Below are 17,212 nucleotides of genomic sequence, written 5' to 3' on the forward strand. Positions count from 1 at the left end.
GGCGGGTGGGGGCCGACAGCATGCCGCAGGCGCGGCGTCAGGGCATCGCCGGCGGCCAGTCGTGCGTTTCGGCCTGGCAGTGCCGGCACCAGGCGTAGAGCGCGTCGTACATCACCAGGCCGTGGCCGAGCATCGCGTGATCGTCGGCGAACAGCTGCGACAGGCCGAGCGAGAGCGCGTACAGGCCGGCCGACTGCGGCGTGAGGTCGAGGCGCGCGGTGTCGGCGCCGCGCACGATCGCCGCGAGCTGCTGCAGTGCCGGATCGTCGAGGCCGTACGCGTCGAGGAAGGCGTCGAAGCTGCACCGCTCGCCGACGTGCGACAGCGCCACGCCGGGGATGTCGTAGGGCGTCGCACCGGTCTCGGCAGCCCGGCGCAGCACCTCGCCCGCCGGCACGAACAGGAACTCCGATTCGGCATCGATGAAGCGCGCGATCAGCCACGGGCAGGCGATGCGGTCGATCTTCGGGCGCTCGCGGGTGATCCACTTCATGACGGCATCTCCTCCAGCGGCACGGTGGCGAAACCGAGGACCTTCCACGCTTCCAGCCCGCCTTGCAGGAAGCGGGCGTCGCAGCCGCGCTCGCGCAGCGCCCGGGCCACGCCCTGGCTGACCTCGTGGCCGTGCACGCAGTAGACGACGACCGGCAGCGCCGCCTCGACCTCGGCACCCCATGCGGCGACCGCCCCGGGATCGCGCCAGCGCGCGCCGGGGATGCGCACCGGATCGCGATCACGTGTGGCGCTGCGGCGCACGTCGAACACCACGTGCGCCACCGCACCCGTCTGCCATGCCCGCAGTTCGGCGGGCGTCATCGGTACGCTCATCACAGCACGCTCCTGAACACGAGCCCGAGCAGCGCGCAGGCGGGGATCACCTCGGTGACCTTGCGCTTGTAGCGGAACAGCGCCACCGCGGCGGCGACGGCGATCAGCGCCGCCGGCCACTCGAAGCGCCCGCCGAAGCCCGCCGGCCACAGCACGTGGTAGCCGAAGAACAGCGCGAGGTTGACGATGACGCCGACGACCGCCGCGGTGATCGCGGTCAGCGGCGCGGTGAAGGCGAGGTCGTCGTGGGTCGACTCCACCAGCGGCCCGCCGGCGAGGATGAACAGGAACGACGGCAGGAAGGTGAACCAGGTCACCAGCGTCGCCGCCACCGCGCCGGCGAGGAACAGCTTGTCGGGGCCGAACACCGCCTGCACGTAGCCGCCGACGAAGCCGACGAAGGCCACCACCATGATCAGCGGCCCCGGCGTGGTCTCGCCGAGCGCGAGGCCGTCGATCATCTGCGTCGGCGTCGCCCAGCCGTAGTGGCCGACCGCCCCCTGGTACACGTAGGGCAGCACCGCGTAGGCGCCGCCGAAGGTCAGCAGCGCCGCCTTGGTGAAGAACCAGCCCATCTGCGTCAGCGTGCCGTGCCAGCCGTAGAGCGCGGTGAGCAGCGCCATCGGCACGCACCACAGCGCCGCGCCGACGACGAGCACGCCCGCGAGCCCGCGCCAGCGGAAGCGCGCGTGCGCCGGCGTCGGGGTGTCGTCGTCGATCAGCGCCGGGCCGTAGCCGATGCGCGCGCCGCCGTGCCCGCCGCCGGTACGGAAGCGCTCCGGCGCCACGCGCCCGCCGACGTAGCCGACCAGCGCCGCCGTCGCCACGATCGCCGGGAACGGCACCTGCAGCGCGAAGATCGCGACGAAGGCCGCGGCGGCGATCGCCCACATCGCGCCGTTCTTCAGCGCGCGCGAGCCGATGCGGTGCGCGGCGTGGACGACGATCGCCGTCACCGCCGGCTTGATGCCGTAGAACAGCCCCGCCACCAGCGGCTGCTCGCCGAAGGCGAGGTACACCCACGCCAGCACGATCAGGATGAACAGCGACGGCAGCACGAACAGCACGCCGGCGACCACGCCGCCCCAGGTGCGGTGCAGCAGCCAGCCGATGTAGGTCGCGAGCTGCTGCGCCTCGGGCCCCGGCAGCACCATGCAGTAGTTGAGCGCGTGCAGGAAACGCCGCTCGGAGATCCAGCGCCGCCGCTCCACCAGCTCCTGGTGCATGATCGCGATCTGCCCCGCCGGCCCGCCGAAGCTGATGAAGCCGAGCACGAGCCAGAAGCGCAGCGCCTCGGCGAAACCGACCGGCGCCGGCGGGCGTTCCGCGGCAGCGTCGGCGGTGATGGGGACGGGTTCGCTCATCGGGGCTCCTTTTCGAAGGCCGCGAGCAGCGCATCGAACACGCCGCAGGCCGCCTGCAACAGTCGGTCGTCATCGTCGACGGTTTCGCGCAGGCCCAGCAGCACGCGCTCCACCCCGCTCGCCTCGGCCGGCGGCACGCCGCCGACGTCGAGGTAATGCACCAGCGCCGCGATGCGCGCGAGCGCGGGATCGGCGAGCGCGAAGCTCGCCAGCAGGGTCTCGAAGGTCACCCGCGCACCGACGTGGCTGAAGGCGGCACCGTCGAAATCGAAGCCCACCGCGTGCGGCGGGCAGTCCGCCGGCGCGGCCAGCCACAGGAAGCGCGCGTCCGGGTCGATGCAGCGGCGGATCAGCCACGCGCTCGCCAGCCGGTCCACCCACGGCCGGCGGCGCGTCGCCCAGACGCGGCCGCGGTAGTCCGCCGCGGCGCACGCCGGCACCGCGCCCGCGTGCGCCTGCGGCTCGTCCGGCGCCTGTGCCCGCCGCGCCGCGGCTTCCAGCGCCTGCAGCGCCGCGTCGACCTGCCGCCGCGCCTCGCCGGGGAAGAAGTCGATCTCGCCCAGCCCGGCGAACGCCTTGCGCAGCCGCCGCGCCTGCCGCAGCCCCTCGGCCGCGCCGCCGGCCGGCAGCGCCGCCTGCGCCACGCCGATGCCATCGAGCAGCGCCGCATAGTCCGCGCCGCGGTCGAACAGCCCGCGCAGGTCCTCCGCCGCATCGGCCTCGGCCCGCAGCAGCCAGGCCCGGCCGCCACCGGCCGCCTGCACCTGCGCTGCCACCCCCTCCAGCGTCGCCCGGCACGGTGCGCGGTCCGGCAACAGGTACACCCCGTCGCGCAACACCGCCGCCCCCGCGGCCTTCAGCGCACGCCACGCGCGCATCCGCACCGTCGCGTTCTCGGTCGGCAGCGACAGAATCAGTAGCAACCATTGCAACATGGGTAGAGGGTGCTACGAAAAATACAGGTGGGTAGAGGGTACTACGAAAAATACAGGGAAGTTCTCACCAGATTCAGCGGATCGACGCTTCCCCATCGCTACCGGGAGGGGTTGGCACCCCCTCCTGTCCGCACTGGCCATCGGTTATCAGTTCGAGCAGTACGCCATCCCCGCACGGCGCTGCCTCGTGCCTGACGCGATAGATCGTTCGCGTTCCGCCCTTGGGCATGGGCTCGTCCGCCACGTCGAAGAGCCCGGTCGCCAGCAGCAGCTTTTTCAGCGTGCGATGGCCGTAGCGCTCGGTCAGATTCTCGAGTTCCTCTGGATCGGTGTGCCTGATGTAGTGCCCGGCGGTTGCCAAATCAGTCCAGCCGTCCTTGCGCGCGGCGCGCACCGCACAGTCGCGCAGCAGCGCCACGAGGCGACTACCCCTCAAACACTCCAACTCGAACCACGCCTCGCCCGCTGGCGATGCCAGGAAGTCTACGTATCGCTTTTTCAATTCGCACATGGATCTGCCCATCGAGTGCAGCCACTCCCATACCGGGAAGGCCCGGCGGTACTGTGCGTCGAGCCACGCGAGCGCCGTGCGGATGCCGTCTTCGGACAACTGGTCGTGGCGCTGCAGGAAGTGATGGACGAGTTCGTTGCGCGCCTGCAGGACGTCCCGCATCTCGGCGTCAAGTCGTTTGCGAACATCGTCGTCATCCGTGGCAATCGTGAAACGGGACATGAAGAACGCTTCGTCGACTTGTGCCGGCGCAGGAATCGGGCAGGCATCCGTCAGCACGTCCTCGCTGAATTTGCCAACCACTTGTCCCATGGTCAGTTTGCCAACGGACTCGCTCCGGCGCTGCCGGTTGGTTCGCAGCGTGGTGGACGTTCCTTCCAACCGCGCATTGCTCACCAGATCCTTCTGCAGATGCTCGATCCCCTGGTAGAGCAACAGGTTCCGCCCGACCCGGCGATACACCTCGTCGATCGTCGGCTGGCAGTCCGGTTCGAATTCGGCGTTCTCGGTGGTCATCAGGGCTTGCTCCCTGTCGTCGTAACATCACTGCGGATGGTGGTCCGGCTTGTGCGAAGGGCCAACTGGCGGTGGCGCCAACGCGGGGGATCAGACAAGGTCATTGCCCTACCTCATCTCTCCCCCACCCCGATGACATTTACCGGCGGCGCCACACCCGCCCGCACCGCAGCCTCGCAGAAACTCTTGTCGAAGGTGTGCATCGTCGCCGTGCCGCAGGCGGCGAGGTGTAGCGCGTCGGCAAAATCGGCGCCGAGGCGGTACCAGCGGAGCGCCTGCTCGACCTGGTCGGCGGCTTCCACGACGAGGTTCTCGGTGGACAGCAGCATTTCGAGCAGCGCGCCGATGGCCTCGCGCCCGCAGCGGTAGCGCGAGCGCAGCACCCATTCGCTTTCGAGCAGGACCGTGCGCGGGATCAGCACCTGGTTGGCGCGCAGCAGTGCTTCGGCACGATCGGCCTGTTCGTGGTCGTCGTCGACGACGAAGCGCACCAGTACGTTGGTATCGATGGCGATCATCGATCCTCGGCCTCATCCAGCGTCACCGGCGCCTGCAGTTCGGCGTCGCTCAGTGGCGGCCCGGCGTAGCGGATGGAGCCGCGCAGGCGATCGATGCCGTGCCGGGCCGGCGCGCGGTGCGGGCGGATCGTCACGCCCTGCTCGGCCACCTCGATTTCGAGTTCGAGCCCGGCCGACCAGCCCAGCCGCTCGCGTACCGTCTGGGGAATCACGAGCTGGCCCTTCGACGACAGCCGGGTGACGAGAACGTCGGTCATGGTCGATCCTCCGGTAAGACTAACGGTAAGACTAACACTGCCCGACACCGACCGCGTCTCGGCGCCTCCTCCCCCCTCGCCACCACCCGCCCAACCCCGCCCATACTTGCACGGCGGTGTCGCGAGAGAAGAGGTGCATGCCATGTCGACGCGCTGGAGCGGATCGCTGTTGCTGCTGGCCGGTCTGCTGTTCGGGACGTTCATGTTCTTCCACCCGCCGAACAACCCGGTGGGCGCGCAGAACCCGGCCTGGGCGCCGGTGCATGTGGCGTGGCTCGTGTCGTACCTGCTGATGCTGTTCGGGCTGCAGGGGCTTGGGCCGATGCTGCGCGCCGCGGCGGGGCGTTTCGGCGTGCTGGCGTGGACGGTCGCCTTGCTGAGCGTGGCGCTGTCGCTGCCGATCGCGGCGTGGGATGCGTTCATCGTGCCGTTCCTGGCGGTGCACGCGCCAGACCTGATCGTGCAGGTCGAGGAAACCTCCCCCGAGCTGCCGGTGGTGACGTTCCGGATGCTGTTCTTCCTCACCGTCATCACCTTCTCGCTCGGCTTCGTGCTGCTGGGCGTGGCGCTCGGGCGGCTGTCGACCCCGCTGCGCGGGGCCGCACTGCCGATGGCGCTCGGCGCGCCGGTGTTCTGGGCCGGGGCGGTGATCTTCAGCGAGGGCCCGACGGGCAACGCGGTCACCCTGGTCGGCGCCGTGCTGTTCGGTGCCGGCCTCGCCCGCCTGGGCTACGCGCTGCTGCAGCGGCCGGCCGGCGCGGGCCCGTAGCCCGGGTGGGACGGCGGGGCGGCCGGCAGCGCCCCGCCTCGCGCTGCACTCGCTGCGCCGGCCGCAGGCCGGCTGCCGCGTGGCACACTGCGCGGTGCTTCCGCCGACGCCTGCGCCCCGCCATGACCGATTCCGACGCTCCCGCCCCGGCCGCGATCCGCATCCGCGGCGCGCACCAGAACAACCTGCGCGATCTCGACGTGGACTTCCCGCTCGGGCGACTGACCGTGGTCACCGGGGTGTCGGGTTCGGGCAAGAGCTCGCTGGTGTTCGACACCCTCTATGCCGAGGGCCAGCGGCGCTACGTCGAGACCTTCAGCCCCTACGCTCGGCAGTTCCTCGACCGCATGGACAAGCCGGCGGTGGGGCGCATCGAGGGCATCCCGCCTGCGATCGCGATCGACCAGACCAACCCGGTGCGCACCTCGCGCTCCACGGTCGGCACGATGACCGAGCTGAACGACCACCTGAAGCTCCTGTTCGCGCGCGCGGCGCGGCTGCACTGCGCCGGCTGCGGGCGGCCGGTGGTGCGCGACTCGCCCGACAGCATCGTCGCCGACCTCGCCGGGCGCGCGGCGGCGGCCGGCGACCCGCGGGTGGCGATCACCTTCCCGCTGGCGGTGCCCGACAACTTCAGCGAGGCCGAGATCGAGGGCTTCCTGCACGCGCAGGGCTACACCCGCGTGCACGCGCGCGCCCCCGGCGTGCTGCACGTGGTGCAGGACCGCCTGCGCCTCGGCGGCGCCGAGCGCGCGCGCATCGTCGAGGCGCTCGAAGCCGCGCTGCTGCGCGGCCGCGGGCGCGTCGACGTGCATGTGCTCGACGCCGACGCGCCGGCGCCGGCGTGGCGCTACTCGACCGGGCTGCACTGCCCGGACTGCGAGCGCAGCTACGCCGAGCCACTGCCGAGCACCTTCTCGTTCAACTCGCCGATCGGCGCCTGCGAGACCTGCCGCGGCTTCGGCCGCGTGATCGGCGTCGACTACGGGCTGGTGATCCCCGACGCGGGGCGCACGCTCGACGGCGGCGCGATCAAGCCGTTCCAGACCGAGAGCTTCAGGGAGTGCCAGGACGACCTGGTCAAGTACGGCACGCGTCGCGGCCTGCCGCTCGACGTGCCGTGGCGGGAGATGACCGAGGCCGACCGCGGCTGGGTGCTCGACGGCGACCCGGCGTTCCGCTCGTGGGAGGCATCGAGCGGCAAGCACTGGTACGGCGTGCGCCGCTTCTTCGAGTGGCTGGAGAGCAAGGCGTACAAGATGCACATCCGCGTGCTGCTCTCGAAGTACCGCGCCTACACCCCCTGCGCGGCCTGCGAGGGGGCGCGGCTGAAGCCCGAGGCGCTCGACTTCCGCCTCGGCAGCGCCGCCGACGCCGCGCGCGTGCTCGCCCCGGCGGCGCGCTTCCACGCCAGGAGCTTCGGCTACGACCGCGCCACGCTGGCGCGGCTCGACGGGCTGACGATCCACGACCTGATGCTCGCGCCGATCGCGCGGCTGCGGGCGTTCTTCGCGGAGCTGCACCTGCCGGGCGCGCTCGACGAGGCCAGCGACCTGGTGCTGGCCGAGGTGCGCGCGCGCCTCGGCTTCCTCGGCGAGGTCGGCCTCGGCTACCTGACGCTCGACCGCCAGAGCCGCACGCTGTCCGGCGGCGAGGTGCAGCGCATCAACCTCACCACCGCGCTCGGCACCTCGCTGGTCAACACCCTGTTCGTGCTCGACGAACCCTCGATCGGCCTGCACCCGCGTGACATGCACCGGGTGATCGCGGTGATGCGGCGCCTGCGCGCGCAGGGCAACACGCTGGTGGTGGTCGAGCACGACCCGGCGATCATGCTCGCCGCCGACCGCCTGCTCGATATCGGCCCCGGCCCCGGCGAGCGCGGCGGGCGCGTGGTGTTCGACGGCGCCCCGCTGCGGCTCGCGCGGGCGCGCGACTCGCTGACCGCCGACTACCTGCTCGGCCGCCGCACGGTCGCCGCGCACCTGCAGCCGCGCGCGGTGACGGCGGCGACGCCGCGGCTCGAACTGCGCGGCGCCGCCGAGCACAACCTGAAGGGCGTGGACGTCGCCATCCCGCTCGGCCGCCTGGTGGTGGTGACCGGCGTCTCCGGCTCGGGCAAGTCGACGCTGGTGCAGGACGTGCTGTACCCGGCGCTGGCCAAGCGCAAGGGCCAGCCGGTCGAGGCCGCCGGCGCCCACGCCGGGCTCGCCGGCGACGCGGCGCTCGGCGCCGTGGTGCTGGTCGACCAGTCGCCGATCGGCAAGAGCTCGCGCTCCAACCCGGCGAGCTGCGTCGGCGCCTTCGACGCCATCCGCAAGCTGTTCGCCGCCACGCCGGCGGCGCAGGAGCGCGGCTACACCGCCGGCACCTTCAGCTTCAACGCCGGCACCGGGCGCTGCCCGGCGTGCGCGGGCTCGGGCTTCGAGCACGTCGAGATGCAGTTCCTCAGCGACGTCTACCTGCGCTGCCCGGACTGCGACGGCCGCCGCTACCGCGCCGAGGTGCTCGAAGCCACCGTCGCCGGGCACTCGATCGCCGACGTGCTCGACCTCACCGTCAGCGAGGCGCTCGCCTTCTTCGCCCCGCTGCAGGGCGGCGCCGAGGTGGCGCGCGCCCTCGCCCCGCTCGCCGAGGTCGGGCTGGAGTACGTGCGCCTCGGCCAGCCGGTGCCGACGCTGTCGGGCGGCGAGGCGCAGCGCCTCAAGCTCGCCGGCCACCTCAGCGAAGCCGCGCAGGCGGCACGCCGGCGCAGCCGCAAGCCCGCCGCCGACGCCGCCGCGGCCACCGCGGCGGGCACGCTGTTCATCTTCGACGAGCCCACCACCGGCCTGCACTTCGACGACATCGCCCGGCTGCTGCGCGCCTTCGCCACGCTGCTCGACGCCGGGCACTCGCTGCTGGTGATCGAGCACAACCTCGACGTGATCGGCGCCGCCGACTGGATCATCGACCTCGGCCCCGAGGGCGGCGACGCCGGCGGCGAGCTGGTCTGCGCCGGCACGCCGGCCGAGGTCATCGCCTGCCCCGCCTCGCACACCGGCCGCGCCCTCGCCGAATACCGCACCGACATGACCCACCTGGCCACCACGGCGCTGCGCGCCGCCGCCGCCGCCGCGGGCGTCGCCGAGGTGTCCGCGGGGTATGCGGCCTTCGTCGGGCAGGTCGAGGCCGGCGGCGGGCCGGAGCCTGCGGCGCCGACGGCGATCCGCATCCTCCATGCGCGCGAGCACAACCTGAAGAACGTCAGCGTCGACATCCCGCACGGTGGCTTCACGGTGATCACCGGGCCGTCGGGCAGCGGCAAGAGCACGCTCGCCTTCGACATCGTCTTCAACGAGGGCCAGCGGCGTTACCTGGAATCGCTGAACGCCTACGCGCGCCAGTTCGTGCAGCCGGCGGCGCGGCCCGACGTCGATGCGATCCAGGGCATCCCGCCGACGGTGGCGATCGAGCAGCGCATGAGCCGCGGCGGGCACAAGAGCACGGTGGCGACGGCCACCGAGATCTACCACTTCCTGCGCCTGGCCTGGATGACGCTCGGCACCCAGCACTGCCCGGGCTGCGGCGTGCCGATCGCCCCGCAGAGCGAGGACGCGATCGCCGCGCAACTGCTGCGCGCGCACCGCGGCCGCGCGATCACGCTGCTGGCGCCGCTGGTGCTGAACCGCAAGGGCCTCTACACCGAGCTCGCGCGCTGGGCCAGGGGCAAGGGCTACGCGCGGCTGCGGGTCGACGGCGAGTGGCTGCCGACCTCGCCGTGGCCGCGGCTCGACCGCTTCCGCGAGCACACGCTGGAGCTGCCGGTGGCGGAAGCGCTCGCGGTCGACCCCGCGCACGAGGCCGAGCTGCGCGGCCACCTCGCCGCGGCGCTCGAACACGGCAAGGGCGTGGTGCACGTGCTCGACGCCGCCGGCGCGCTGGCGGTGTACTCGACCCGGCGCGCCTGCCCGCAGTGCGGCACCAGTTTCCCCGAACTCGACCCGCGGCTGTTCTCGTTCAACTCCCGGCACGGCTGGTGCCTCGACTGCCAGGGCACCGGCGTGTCGATCGCCGGCTTCGTGCGCGACGAGCGCGTCAGCGAGGAGGCCATCGACCGCGTGCTCGACGACTGGCTCGACGGCCGCGGCGCCGCCGCGCCCTGCGCCGGCTGCCACGGCGAGCGGCTGAACCCGGTGGCGCGCGCGGTGCGCCTGGGCGGGCTGTCGCTCGGCCAGCTCACCGCGCGGCCGGTGCGCGCGGTGGCGGCGTTCTTCGACACACTCGCGCTCGATGCCCGCGAGGCGGCGATCGCCCGCGACATCGTCGACGAGGTGCGCACGCGGCTCGCCTTCCTCGAACGCGTCGGGCTCGGCTACCTGACGCTCGCGCGTGCCGCGCCGACGCTGTCGGGCGGCGAGGCGCAGCGCATCCGCCTCGCCGCGCAGCTCGGCAGCAACCTGCAGGGCGTGGCCTACGTGCTCGACGAGCCGACCATCGGCCTGCACCCGCGCGACAACCGCATCCTGCTCGACGTGCTCGAGGCGCTCGAAGCCAAGGGCAACACGCTGCTGGTGGTCGAGCACGACGAGGACACCATCCGCCGCGCCCACCACGTGATCGACCTCGGCCCCGGCGCCGGGCGCCTCGGCGGCGAGGTGGTGGCGACCGGCAGCGCCGCCGAGCTCGCCGCCAACCCGGCCTCGGTCACCGGCCGCTGCCTGGCCGCGCCGCTGCGCCACCCCCTGCAGCCGCGCCGCGCGGTGGGGCGCTACGACCCCGCCATCGAGATCCGCGGCGCCGCGCTGCACAACCTGCGCGATGTCGACCTGCGCGTGCCGCTCGGGCGACTGAGCGTGGTCACCGGGGTGTCGGGCTCGGGCAAGTCCACGCTCGCGCGCGAGGTGCTGCACGCCAACCTGCTGGCGCAGGTCGCCGGCGGTCGCGAAGCCGGCCGCGCGCGCCGTGCCGCCGACCGTGCCGCGGAACCCGCGGCGACCGGCCGGCGCCGCCGCGCGCCGGTGGAAAGCGCCGCGGTGGTGGCGCCGCGGCTGCACGGCTGCCGCTCGATGAGCGGCTGGGAGGCGGTCGACCGCGTGCTCGAAGTCGACCAGACGCCGATCGGCAAGACGCCGCGCTCCTGCCCGGCGACCTACGTCGGCTTCTGGGACGCGATCCGCAGGCTGTTCGCCGACACCCAGGAGGCGCGCGTGCGCGGCTGGGGGCCCGGGCGCTTCAGCTTCAACACCGCCGGCGGGCGCTGCCCGGTGTGCGAGGGCCAGGGCGTGGTGCGCGTGGAGATGAGCTTCCTGCCCGACGTCAAGCTGCCCTGCGAGGTCTGCGGCGGCGCGCGCTTCAACCAGGAGACGCGCGAGGCGCGGCTGCGCGGGCGCAGCATCGGCGAGGTGCTGGCGATGAGCGTCGACGAGGCGGTGGAGTTCTTCGCCGCGCACCCGTCGCTGCACCACGCGCTGCGCCTGCTCGCCGACGTCGGCCTGGGCTACCTGACGCTCGGCCAGCCGAGCCCGACGCTGAGCGGCGGCGAGGCGCAGCGCATCAAGCTCGTCACCGAACTCGCCAAGGTGCGGGCCGTCCCGGCGGCGCCGGGCGCGCGCGGCGCCCGCGTGGCGCCGCACACCTTCTACGTGCTCGACGAGCCCACCGTCGGCCTGCACATGGTCGACGTCGACAAGCTGATCCGCGTGCTGCACCGCCTGGTCGACGCCGGCAACACCGTGGTGCTGATCGAGCACAACCTCGACCTGATCGCCGAGGCCGACTGGATCGTCGACCTCGGCCCCGAGGGCGGCGACGACGGCGGCCGCATCGTCGTCCAGGGCCCCCCCGACGCGGTGATCGCCGCCGCCGCCACCTCGCACACCGGCCGCGTGCTCGCCGAGTTCATGGCCAGCCGCGGGCAGGATTGAGGGGTGACGACGGGAAGCGGCGTCGGGAAGAAGCCCTCACCCCCTCTCCCGGCGGAGGAGAACCCTCCTCCCCGCCCGCGGCGCTCAGGTCTCCTCGGCGTCGGTGGCGGTGGCGAGGGGTGCGTCGGCCGCCGTCGGGGGCTCCTCGGTGTCGCTCAGGTAGACCTCGGGCGGCAGGTTGCGGCGGGTGCCGAACAGGCCGTCGTGCTGCATCCACTGCCAGTCGCGCAGCTCGGCGGCGAGCGCGGTGTCGTCGCCCGCCGGCACCAGGCCGCGCAGCAGCACCGGGTGGGCGCGCGCGCGTTCGAGGCCGGCGCGCAGCCACGGCCGCCCGGCGTCGAGGCCGAAGCCGTGCAGCAAGTGCGTGCCGACGAAGGCGAGGCTGGTCGGCCCCTGCAGTTCGAGCCGCGTGCGCGCGTCGACGTGGCTCGCCCACACCGCGAGCGGCGTCGCGTGCATGCGCAGGCGCTCGGCCGGGCTCCAGTCGCGCGGATCGCGGCTGCCGACGTAGCCCGCCTCGACGTAGACGCGGTCGAAGCCGGGCAGGTGGTCGCCGAACTGCACCAGCAGCGCCGGCTGGCCGCGCGCGCGCAGCGCCTCGGCCAGCGCCACGAAGCCCTGCCAGGCATCGCGCGCACCGACCATGTGCGCGCGCACCGCCTCGCGGCTGTCGTCGCCGAGGCCCGGCGGCAGCGGCCCGAGCCCGGCGTAGACGGCCTCGGGGTACTTGTCAGCGGCGAACGGCAGGTGGTTCTGCATCGACACCGCGAACACGAAGCGCGGCCGGCCGTCGCCGGGGCCGAGCTCGGCGAGGATGCGCCGCACCAGCTCGCGGTCGGCGACGAAGTAGCCGGCGTGCTCGGGGTCGACGAAGTCGTCGAGCGCGACATAGCGGTCGAAGCCGAAGTGCCGGTAGACCTCGTCGCGCTTCCAGAAGTGGCGCTCGAACGGGTGCACGGCGATGGTCTCGTAGCCGAGCGTGCGCAGGTGGCGCGCCAGCGAGAAGGTCGGCGCCAGCACGTAGTCGACGTAGGGGATCGCGCCCTCGGGCAGCAGCGCCATCGAGTTGCCGGTGAGGAACTCGAACTCGGCGTTGCAGGTGAGCCCGCCGACCGCCGGCGACACCGCCTCGCCGAGGTAGGTGCCCGGCGGCGGCGCGAGCCCGGTCCAGGCGAAGGGCGCGGCGGCGTCGCCGGCCAGCCGCGCGGCGTCCCACCACGCCTCGCTCATCACCACGACGACGTCGGGGCGCGTCGCCGGCGCCGCGGCGGCCACCGGCTGCGCGTACAGCGCGGCGACCCGCTCCGGGCGGTAGCCGCGCGGCGCCACCACCAGCGACTGCTCGACGTTCCAGACGATCGCCAGCAGCTGGCCGTTGTCGGTGACGTTCTGGCGCAGGTCCCAGCCGACGTAGCGCAGGCCGTGCGCGGTCAGCGCCTCGCTGAACCAGGTCGGGCGCAGCCCGTAGGCGCCGAGGCCGTTGGAGCCGAGCACCGGCGCCAGCAGCGCGAGGCCGGCGGCGGCGGCGGCGAGCCGCTGCGGCAGCCGCTCGCGCGGCAGGCGCCGGTACAGCGCCACGGCGCCGAGCCCGGCCAGTGCGACCAGCGGCCACCACAGCCCGCGCCACTCGCCCATCAGGATGCGCAGCGTGTCGACGTACTGGCCGGCGAGGCGGAAGTCGGAGCCGGTGACCGGCACCCCGAGCAGGTCGGCCTTGTGCCGGTTGATCAGCGCGTAGGCGACGAGGCCGCCGGCGCCGAGCGCCGCGCCCAGCCAGCGGCCGCACGCGCCGATGGTGAGCAGCACGATGCCGAGCGCGAGCGCGAGGTTGACCGCGGCGGCGAGCGGCGCGCGCCCGACCCAGGCGAGCGCGGCGATGAGGCCGTCGCGCCACAGCGCCTCGCCGAGCAGCAGCGCCAGCGTGGCGGCGAGCAGCGCGGTGGCGCAGGCCCGCCGCCACGGGGCAGCGGCAGCAGCCGTGGTCGCGCCGCCAAGCGGCGCGGAAAGACCGTAAGACTGATCCATGACCTCTTCCTGGAAGGTGTGGTGACGATCGCGCCCGACCGGGCAGGCACGCACACGCTGCGCGTGGCATGGACCATGCCAGACGGCAGCGGTTCATGCGCGAACCCGGCGACGGCGGCCGCGCCAGCCTGCCACAATGGAGGCCGGCGCCGCTGCGCGCGCCCCGCGGTGGGGCACGCAGCGGCACGGCAGGCGCAGGCGATGACCCCGCAGTTCGACCGCTTCGACGACATCCTCGGCCACGCCCCCTCGGAGACGCCGTTCGTCTACCGCGAGGACGCGGCGCTGTCGCTGCACTTCCAGATCGGCACCGTGCAGAGCCGCATGGACCCGGCGGCGCCCGACCGCCTGGTGCTCGGCTACACCCGCACGATGATGGGCTTCCTGCTGTTCAAGCCGCAGCCGGCGCGGATCGCGCTGATCGGCCTCGGCGGCGGCTCGCTGGTCAAGTACTGCCACCGCCACCTGCCCGGCGCCGCGCTCAGCGTCGCCGAGATCAGCCCGGAGGTGATCGCGCTGCGCCGGCAGTTCCACGTCCCCGACGACGACGCGCGCCTGCGCGTGCTGTGCGTGGACGGCGCCGACTTCGTGCGGGGGGCAGCCGAGGCCTTCGACGTGCTGCTGGTCGACGGCTTCGACCTCGCCGGCCAGCCGGCGCAGCTGTGCAGCCAGCACTTCTATGACGACTGCCACGCCGCACTGGCCGACGACGGCCTGCTGGTGGTCAACCTGAGCACCGGCGACGCCCGCCACCCGGCCTACCTCGCGCGCATCCGCCGCAGCTTCGACGGCGCCGTGCTGGCGGTCGCCGCCGAGGATTCGGACAACCGCATCGTGTTCGCCGGGCGCGGGCGCGCGCTGGCGCTGTCCGCACGCGGCCTCGGGGCCCGCCTCGCCGCCCTCGCGCCGCTGCACCCGATCGGGCTCGATCGCACCGCCGCGGCGCTCCGCGAGGCGCGCGAGGCCGGCGAGCCCTGAGCCCGGCGCACCGCGCCGGCGACGGCATCAGCTGGGCACGTAAGGCTCGGGCACCTCGTCGGTCCACACCTTGAAGCCCACCAGGGTGTTCACGCCGAACGCGTTGCTGAGCGGGACGTCGGCGGCATCGCGCCCCTGCGCGATCAGCACCCGCCCGATGCGCGGCACGTTGTTGCGGGCGTCGAAGGTGTACCACTGGCCGCCCAGGTAGGCCTCGAACCAGCCGGCGAAATCCATCGGGCCGTACGGCGGCGGCATGCCGATGTCGCCGAGATAGCCGGTGCAGTAGCGCGCCGGGATGTTCATGCAGCGGCAGAGGGTGATGGCGAGGTGCGCGTAATCGCGGCACACCCCGACCTTCTCGTAATACGCCTCGAACGCCGATTTGGTCGGCCGTGCGTGCTCGTAGCCGAAGGTGATGTGCTGGTGCACGAAGTCGCAGATCGCCTGCACCCGCGACCAGCCCGGCGGCACCTTGCCGAAACGGTCCCAGGCGATCTGCGACATCCGGTCGGTTTCGCAGTAGCGGCTGCCCAGCAGGTACACCAGTGTTTCCGCCGGCAGGTCCTGGACCCGGTGTTCCTGCGCCGTGGGCACCACCGCGTCGGGTTTGCCGGAATCGTGCACCAGCGCATGGGTGGAAATCCGCAAACGCCCCGCCGGTGCCACGATCCGCGAACACCAGTTGCCGAAACCGTCGCGATAGGCCGTGATCGGAAGCGCCGGATCGGTGACGATATGATCGGGAATGCGGATATCCGATACCCGCGTGTAATGGATGTTCAGCGTCAGAATCATCGGCGTCGGTTGCGGACAATCGTAGATCAGTTCATATCCCACCCTGATATTCATTCGAACCCGCCTCGTGCCGCGTTGCATCAATGGAGGCTCATGCTAACACGTGCCCCCCGCTGCCACGGACCAATGGCCCCCTGCAACGATCGGGAGCGACGCGCATCCCCATGATGCAGCAGTACAAATGATGAATGCTGGATCGAACCGGTGGAATCGAATGGCGCCATTGCCGTACCGATGGATGTAATCGCCATTCGCCCGACCCTTGGCAAGGGCCATGGTTATCGGCGCGGCCCGGCCGCGGTCGCCGGCGATGTCCAGGACAGGGCAACCGGGGGTCGAAAACCCGACGGGGAATGCCGCAGGGTCCACGCGGCACCAACATGCACCGGCGCGCGCATCCGCTCGGTGCACATTCGGATTCGCGGCACCGGCGCCGATATTCGGGGAACCGACACTGCACCAAAAAGCATCGGACCGGGCCGTCCGGATATCCGCAAAGGTATTCGGAACATCGGCGCCGGTGAAAAAAACAGCGACGGAGATGCCGGGAAATGCTTCGCCAATGCATAAAGCATCGGCGCAGTCCCCCAGAACCCCGCCACCGCTCCGAGAAGTGTCGGCGCCGCACCAGAATGAGTCGGCGCGGATGTTTTTCAGGGACGCCTGGGCGCTATTGGCCCGCCGTCAATTCCGCGCCGCCTCCCGGAACGCCGTGGGCGAAGGCCCGATTTCCCCTGTACCCGCCGAAGGCCGCATTGCCACATTCGCAGCGTTGATTCGAGCCGTCCCGTCAGATTCATCCGTGCAGAACGGATAACGGACATGCCCTCCTGCGCCGAAGCGGTTTCCCGCGAGGCTCCGGGCGTACCTCCGCCGGGCCGGCGAACGCCGGGCGACCGCGTGCCGGCCTGCGGGGCGCGCGGCATTGCGCCACGGGCGCCGCTGCCTATGGTTAGCGGCACGGCCGTCGCGACGCACATCCGGCACGGCCGCCGACTCCGAGGCACGCGAGGTCTGCAGATGACGAATCTCACCCTGTACGCATCCCTGGCCGCCGCGGGCGTGCTGCTCGGCATGCTGGTCTGCCTGGAAGTCGGCCGGCGCCTCGGCCGCGTGCGCCTGGCGCACGACCCGGACGGGCTCGCGCAGGGCGTCGGCACCGCCGAAGGCGCGGTGTTCGGCCTGCTGGGCCTGCTGATCGCGTTCACCTTCTCCGGCGCGGCGACGCGCTTCGAGGAGCGCCGGCACCTGATCACGCAGGAGACCAACGCGATCGGCACCGCCTACCTGCGCCTGGACCTGCTGCCGGGCGACGCGCAGGCGGACCTGCGCGCGCTGTTCCGCCGCTACGTGGAGCTGCGCGCGGCGGTGTTCCGCAGCGCCGCCGACCAGGCGGCGACGCAGGCCAAACTGACCGAGAGCGCGGCGCTGCAGAACGCGATCTGGGGCCAGGCGATGGCGGCCTGCCGCCGGCCGGACACCCCGGCACCGGCGGCGATCCTGCTGCTGCCGGCGCTGAACGAGATGTTCGACATCACCACCACGCGCTGGGCGGCGACCCGCAACCACCCGCCGATACCGATCTTCGTGCTGCTCGCCGGGCTCAGCTGCATCGCCGCGCTGCTGGTCGGCTACGACATGGCGGCGAGCAGGAAGCGCAGCCTGCTGCATTCGCTCGCCTTCGCGACGATCCTGTCGCTGAGCCTGTACGTGATCCTCGACCTCGAATTCCCGCGCCTCGGCATGATCCGCATCGACGCCGCCGACCAGTTGCTGCTCGACATGCTCGAAGGCATGCACTGAGCGC

General features: G+C 72.5%; 14 protein-coding genes. 5 read left to right on the top strand and 9 right to left on the bottom strand.

The genetic code is table 11. The features are described from left to right. Positions 1-37: 37 nt before the first annotated feature. The 7 genes from EV699_RS07600 to EV699_RS07630 all read right to left on the bottom strand — a co-directional run bounded on the left by EV699_RS07600 (position 38) and on the right by EV699_RS07630 (position 4,929). Positions 38-493, bottom strand: a complete 456-nt coding sequence (locus EV699_RS07600) for a chromate resistance protein ChrB domain-containing protein (protein WP_132540972.1) — start codon at positions 491-493, stop codon at positions 38-40. Continuing rightward, positions 490-828 (bottom strand): rhodanese-like domain-containing protein, encoded by a 339-nt coding sequence (locus tag EV699_RS07605; RefSeq protein ID WP_132540975.1) that lies wholly within the window; start codon positions 826-828, stop codon positions 490-492. The genes EV699_RS07600 and EV699_RS07605 overlap by 4 nt, the downstream gene beginning before the upstream one ends. Beyond that, positions 828-2,192, bottom strand: coding sequence for a chromate efflux transporter (gene chrA / locus EV699_RS07610; RefSeq protein WP_132540978.1), 1,365 nt, complete (start codon positions 2,190-2,192; stop codon positions 828-830). The genes EV699_RS07605 and chrA overlap by 1 nt, the downstream gene beginning before the upstream one ends. Then, on the bottom strand, positions 2,189-3,127 hold the full coding sequence (locus EV699_RS07615) for a chromate resistance protein ChrB domain-containing protein (RefSeq protein WP_132540981.1): 939 nt from the start codon (positions 3,125-3,127) through the stop codon (positions 2,189-2,191). The genes chrA and EV699_RS07615 overlap by 4 nt, the downstream gene beginning before the upstream one ends. 73 nt (positions 3,128-3,200) lie before the next feature. Then, positions 3,201-4,154, bottom strand: coding sequence for an OST-HTH/LOTUS domain-containing protein (locus EV699_RS07620; RefSeq protein WP_132540984.1), 954 nt, complete (start codon positions 4,152-4,154; stop codon positions 3,201-3,203). Positions 4,155-4,267: 113 nt separating this feature from the next. Then, positions 4,268-4,672 (bottom strand): type II toxin-antitoxin system VapC family toxin, encoded by a 405-nt coding sequence (locus EV699_RS07625; protein ID WP_132540987.1) that lies wholly within the window; start codon positions 4,670-4,672, stop codon positions 4,268-4,270. Then, entirely contained in the window at positions 4,669-4,929 is a 261-nt protein-coding gene (locus EV699_RS07630) for an AbrB/MazE/SpoVT family DNA-binding domain-containing protein (RefSeq protein WP_132540990.1), read from the bottom strand. Before EV699_RS07630 ends, EV699_RS07625 begins: the two co-directional genes overlap by 4 nt. 142 nt (positions 4,930-5,071) lie before the next feature. Here EV699_RS07630 and EV699_RS07635 point away from each other — a divergent pair, with 142 nt between their 5' ends. Then, on the top strand, positions 5,072-5,698 hold the full coding sequence (locus tag EV699_RS07635; RefSeq protein ID WP_243662592.1) for a hypothetical protein: 627 nt from the start codon (positions 5,072-5,074) through the stop codon (positions 5,696-5,698). A 122-nt stretch (positions 5,699-5,820) separates the two neighbouring features. Then, positions 5,821-11,604: an excinuclease ABC subunit UvrA gene (uvrA, locus tag EV699_RS07640; protein WP_132540993.1), complete on the top strand. Its 5,784-nt coding sequence runs from the start codon at positions 5,821-5,823 to the stop codon at positions 11,602-11,604. Between the two features lie 84 nt (positions 11,605-11,688). Here uvrA and EV699_RS07645 read toward each other — a convergent pair whose 3' ends face one another. Continuing rightward, complete coding sequence (locus EV699_RS07645; RefSeq protein WP_132540996.1) at positions 11,689-13,629, bottom strand: LTA synthase family protein; 1,941 nt, start codon at positions 13,627-13,629, stop codon at positions 11,689-11,691. A gap of 201 nt (positions 13,630-13,830) precedes the next feature. On the opposite strand from EV699_RS07645, the gene EV699_RS07650 reads away from it, so the two are divergent. Further along, a complete protein-coding gene (locus EV699_RS07650; RefSeq protein ID WP_165904071.1) occupies positions 13,831-14,607 on the top strand; it encodes a spermine/spermidine synthase domain-containing protein in 777 nt (258 codons plus the stop codon). A 27-nt stretch (positions 14,608-14,634) separates the two neighbouring features. Here EV699_RS07650 and EV699_RS07655 read toward each other — a convergent pair whose 3' ends face one another. After that, positions 14,635-15,459, bottom strand: coding sequence for a transglutaminase-like domain-containing protein (locus EV699_RS07655; protein ID WP_132541116.1), 825 nt, complete (start codon positions 15,457-15,459; stop codon positions 14,635-14,637). A 150-nt stretch (positions 15,460-15,609) separates the two neighbouring features. Here EV699_RS07655 and EV699_RS07660 point away from each other — a divergent pair, with 150 nt between their 5' ends. Both EV699_RS07660 and EV699_RS07665 read left to right on the top strand, forming a co-directional pair. Beyond that, entirely contained in the window at positions 15,610-15,975 is a 366-nt protein-coding gene (locus tag EV699_RS07660) for a hypothetical protein (RefSeq protein ID WP_132541002.1), read from the top strand. A gap of 450 nt (positions 15,976-16,425) precedes the next feature. Further along, the gene (locus EV699_RS07665) at positions 16,426-17,208 is read left to right on the top strand and encodes a bestrophin-like domain (protein ID WP_132541005.1); all 783 of its coding nucleotides are present in this window, start codon (positions 16,426-16,428) and stop codon (positions 17,206-17,208) included. The last annotated feature ends 4 nt before the right edge of the window (positions 17,209-17,212 follow it).

It is taken from the genome of Plasticicumulans lactativorans (assembly GCF_004341245.1).
GTDB classification, from domain to species: domain Bacteria; phylum Pseudomonadota; class Gammaproteobacteria; order Competibacterales; family Competibacteraceae; genus Plasticicumulans_A; species Plasticicumulans_A lactativorans.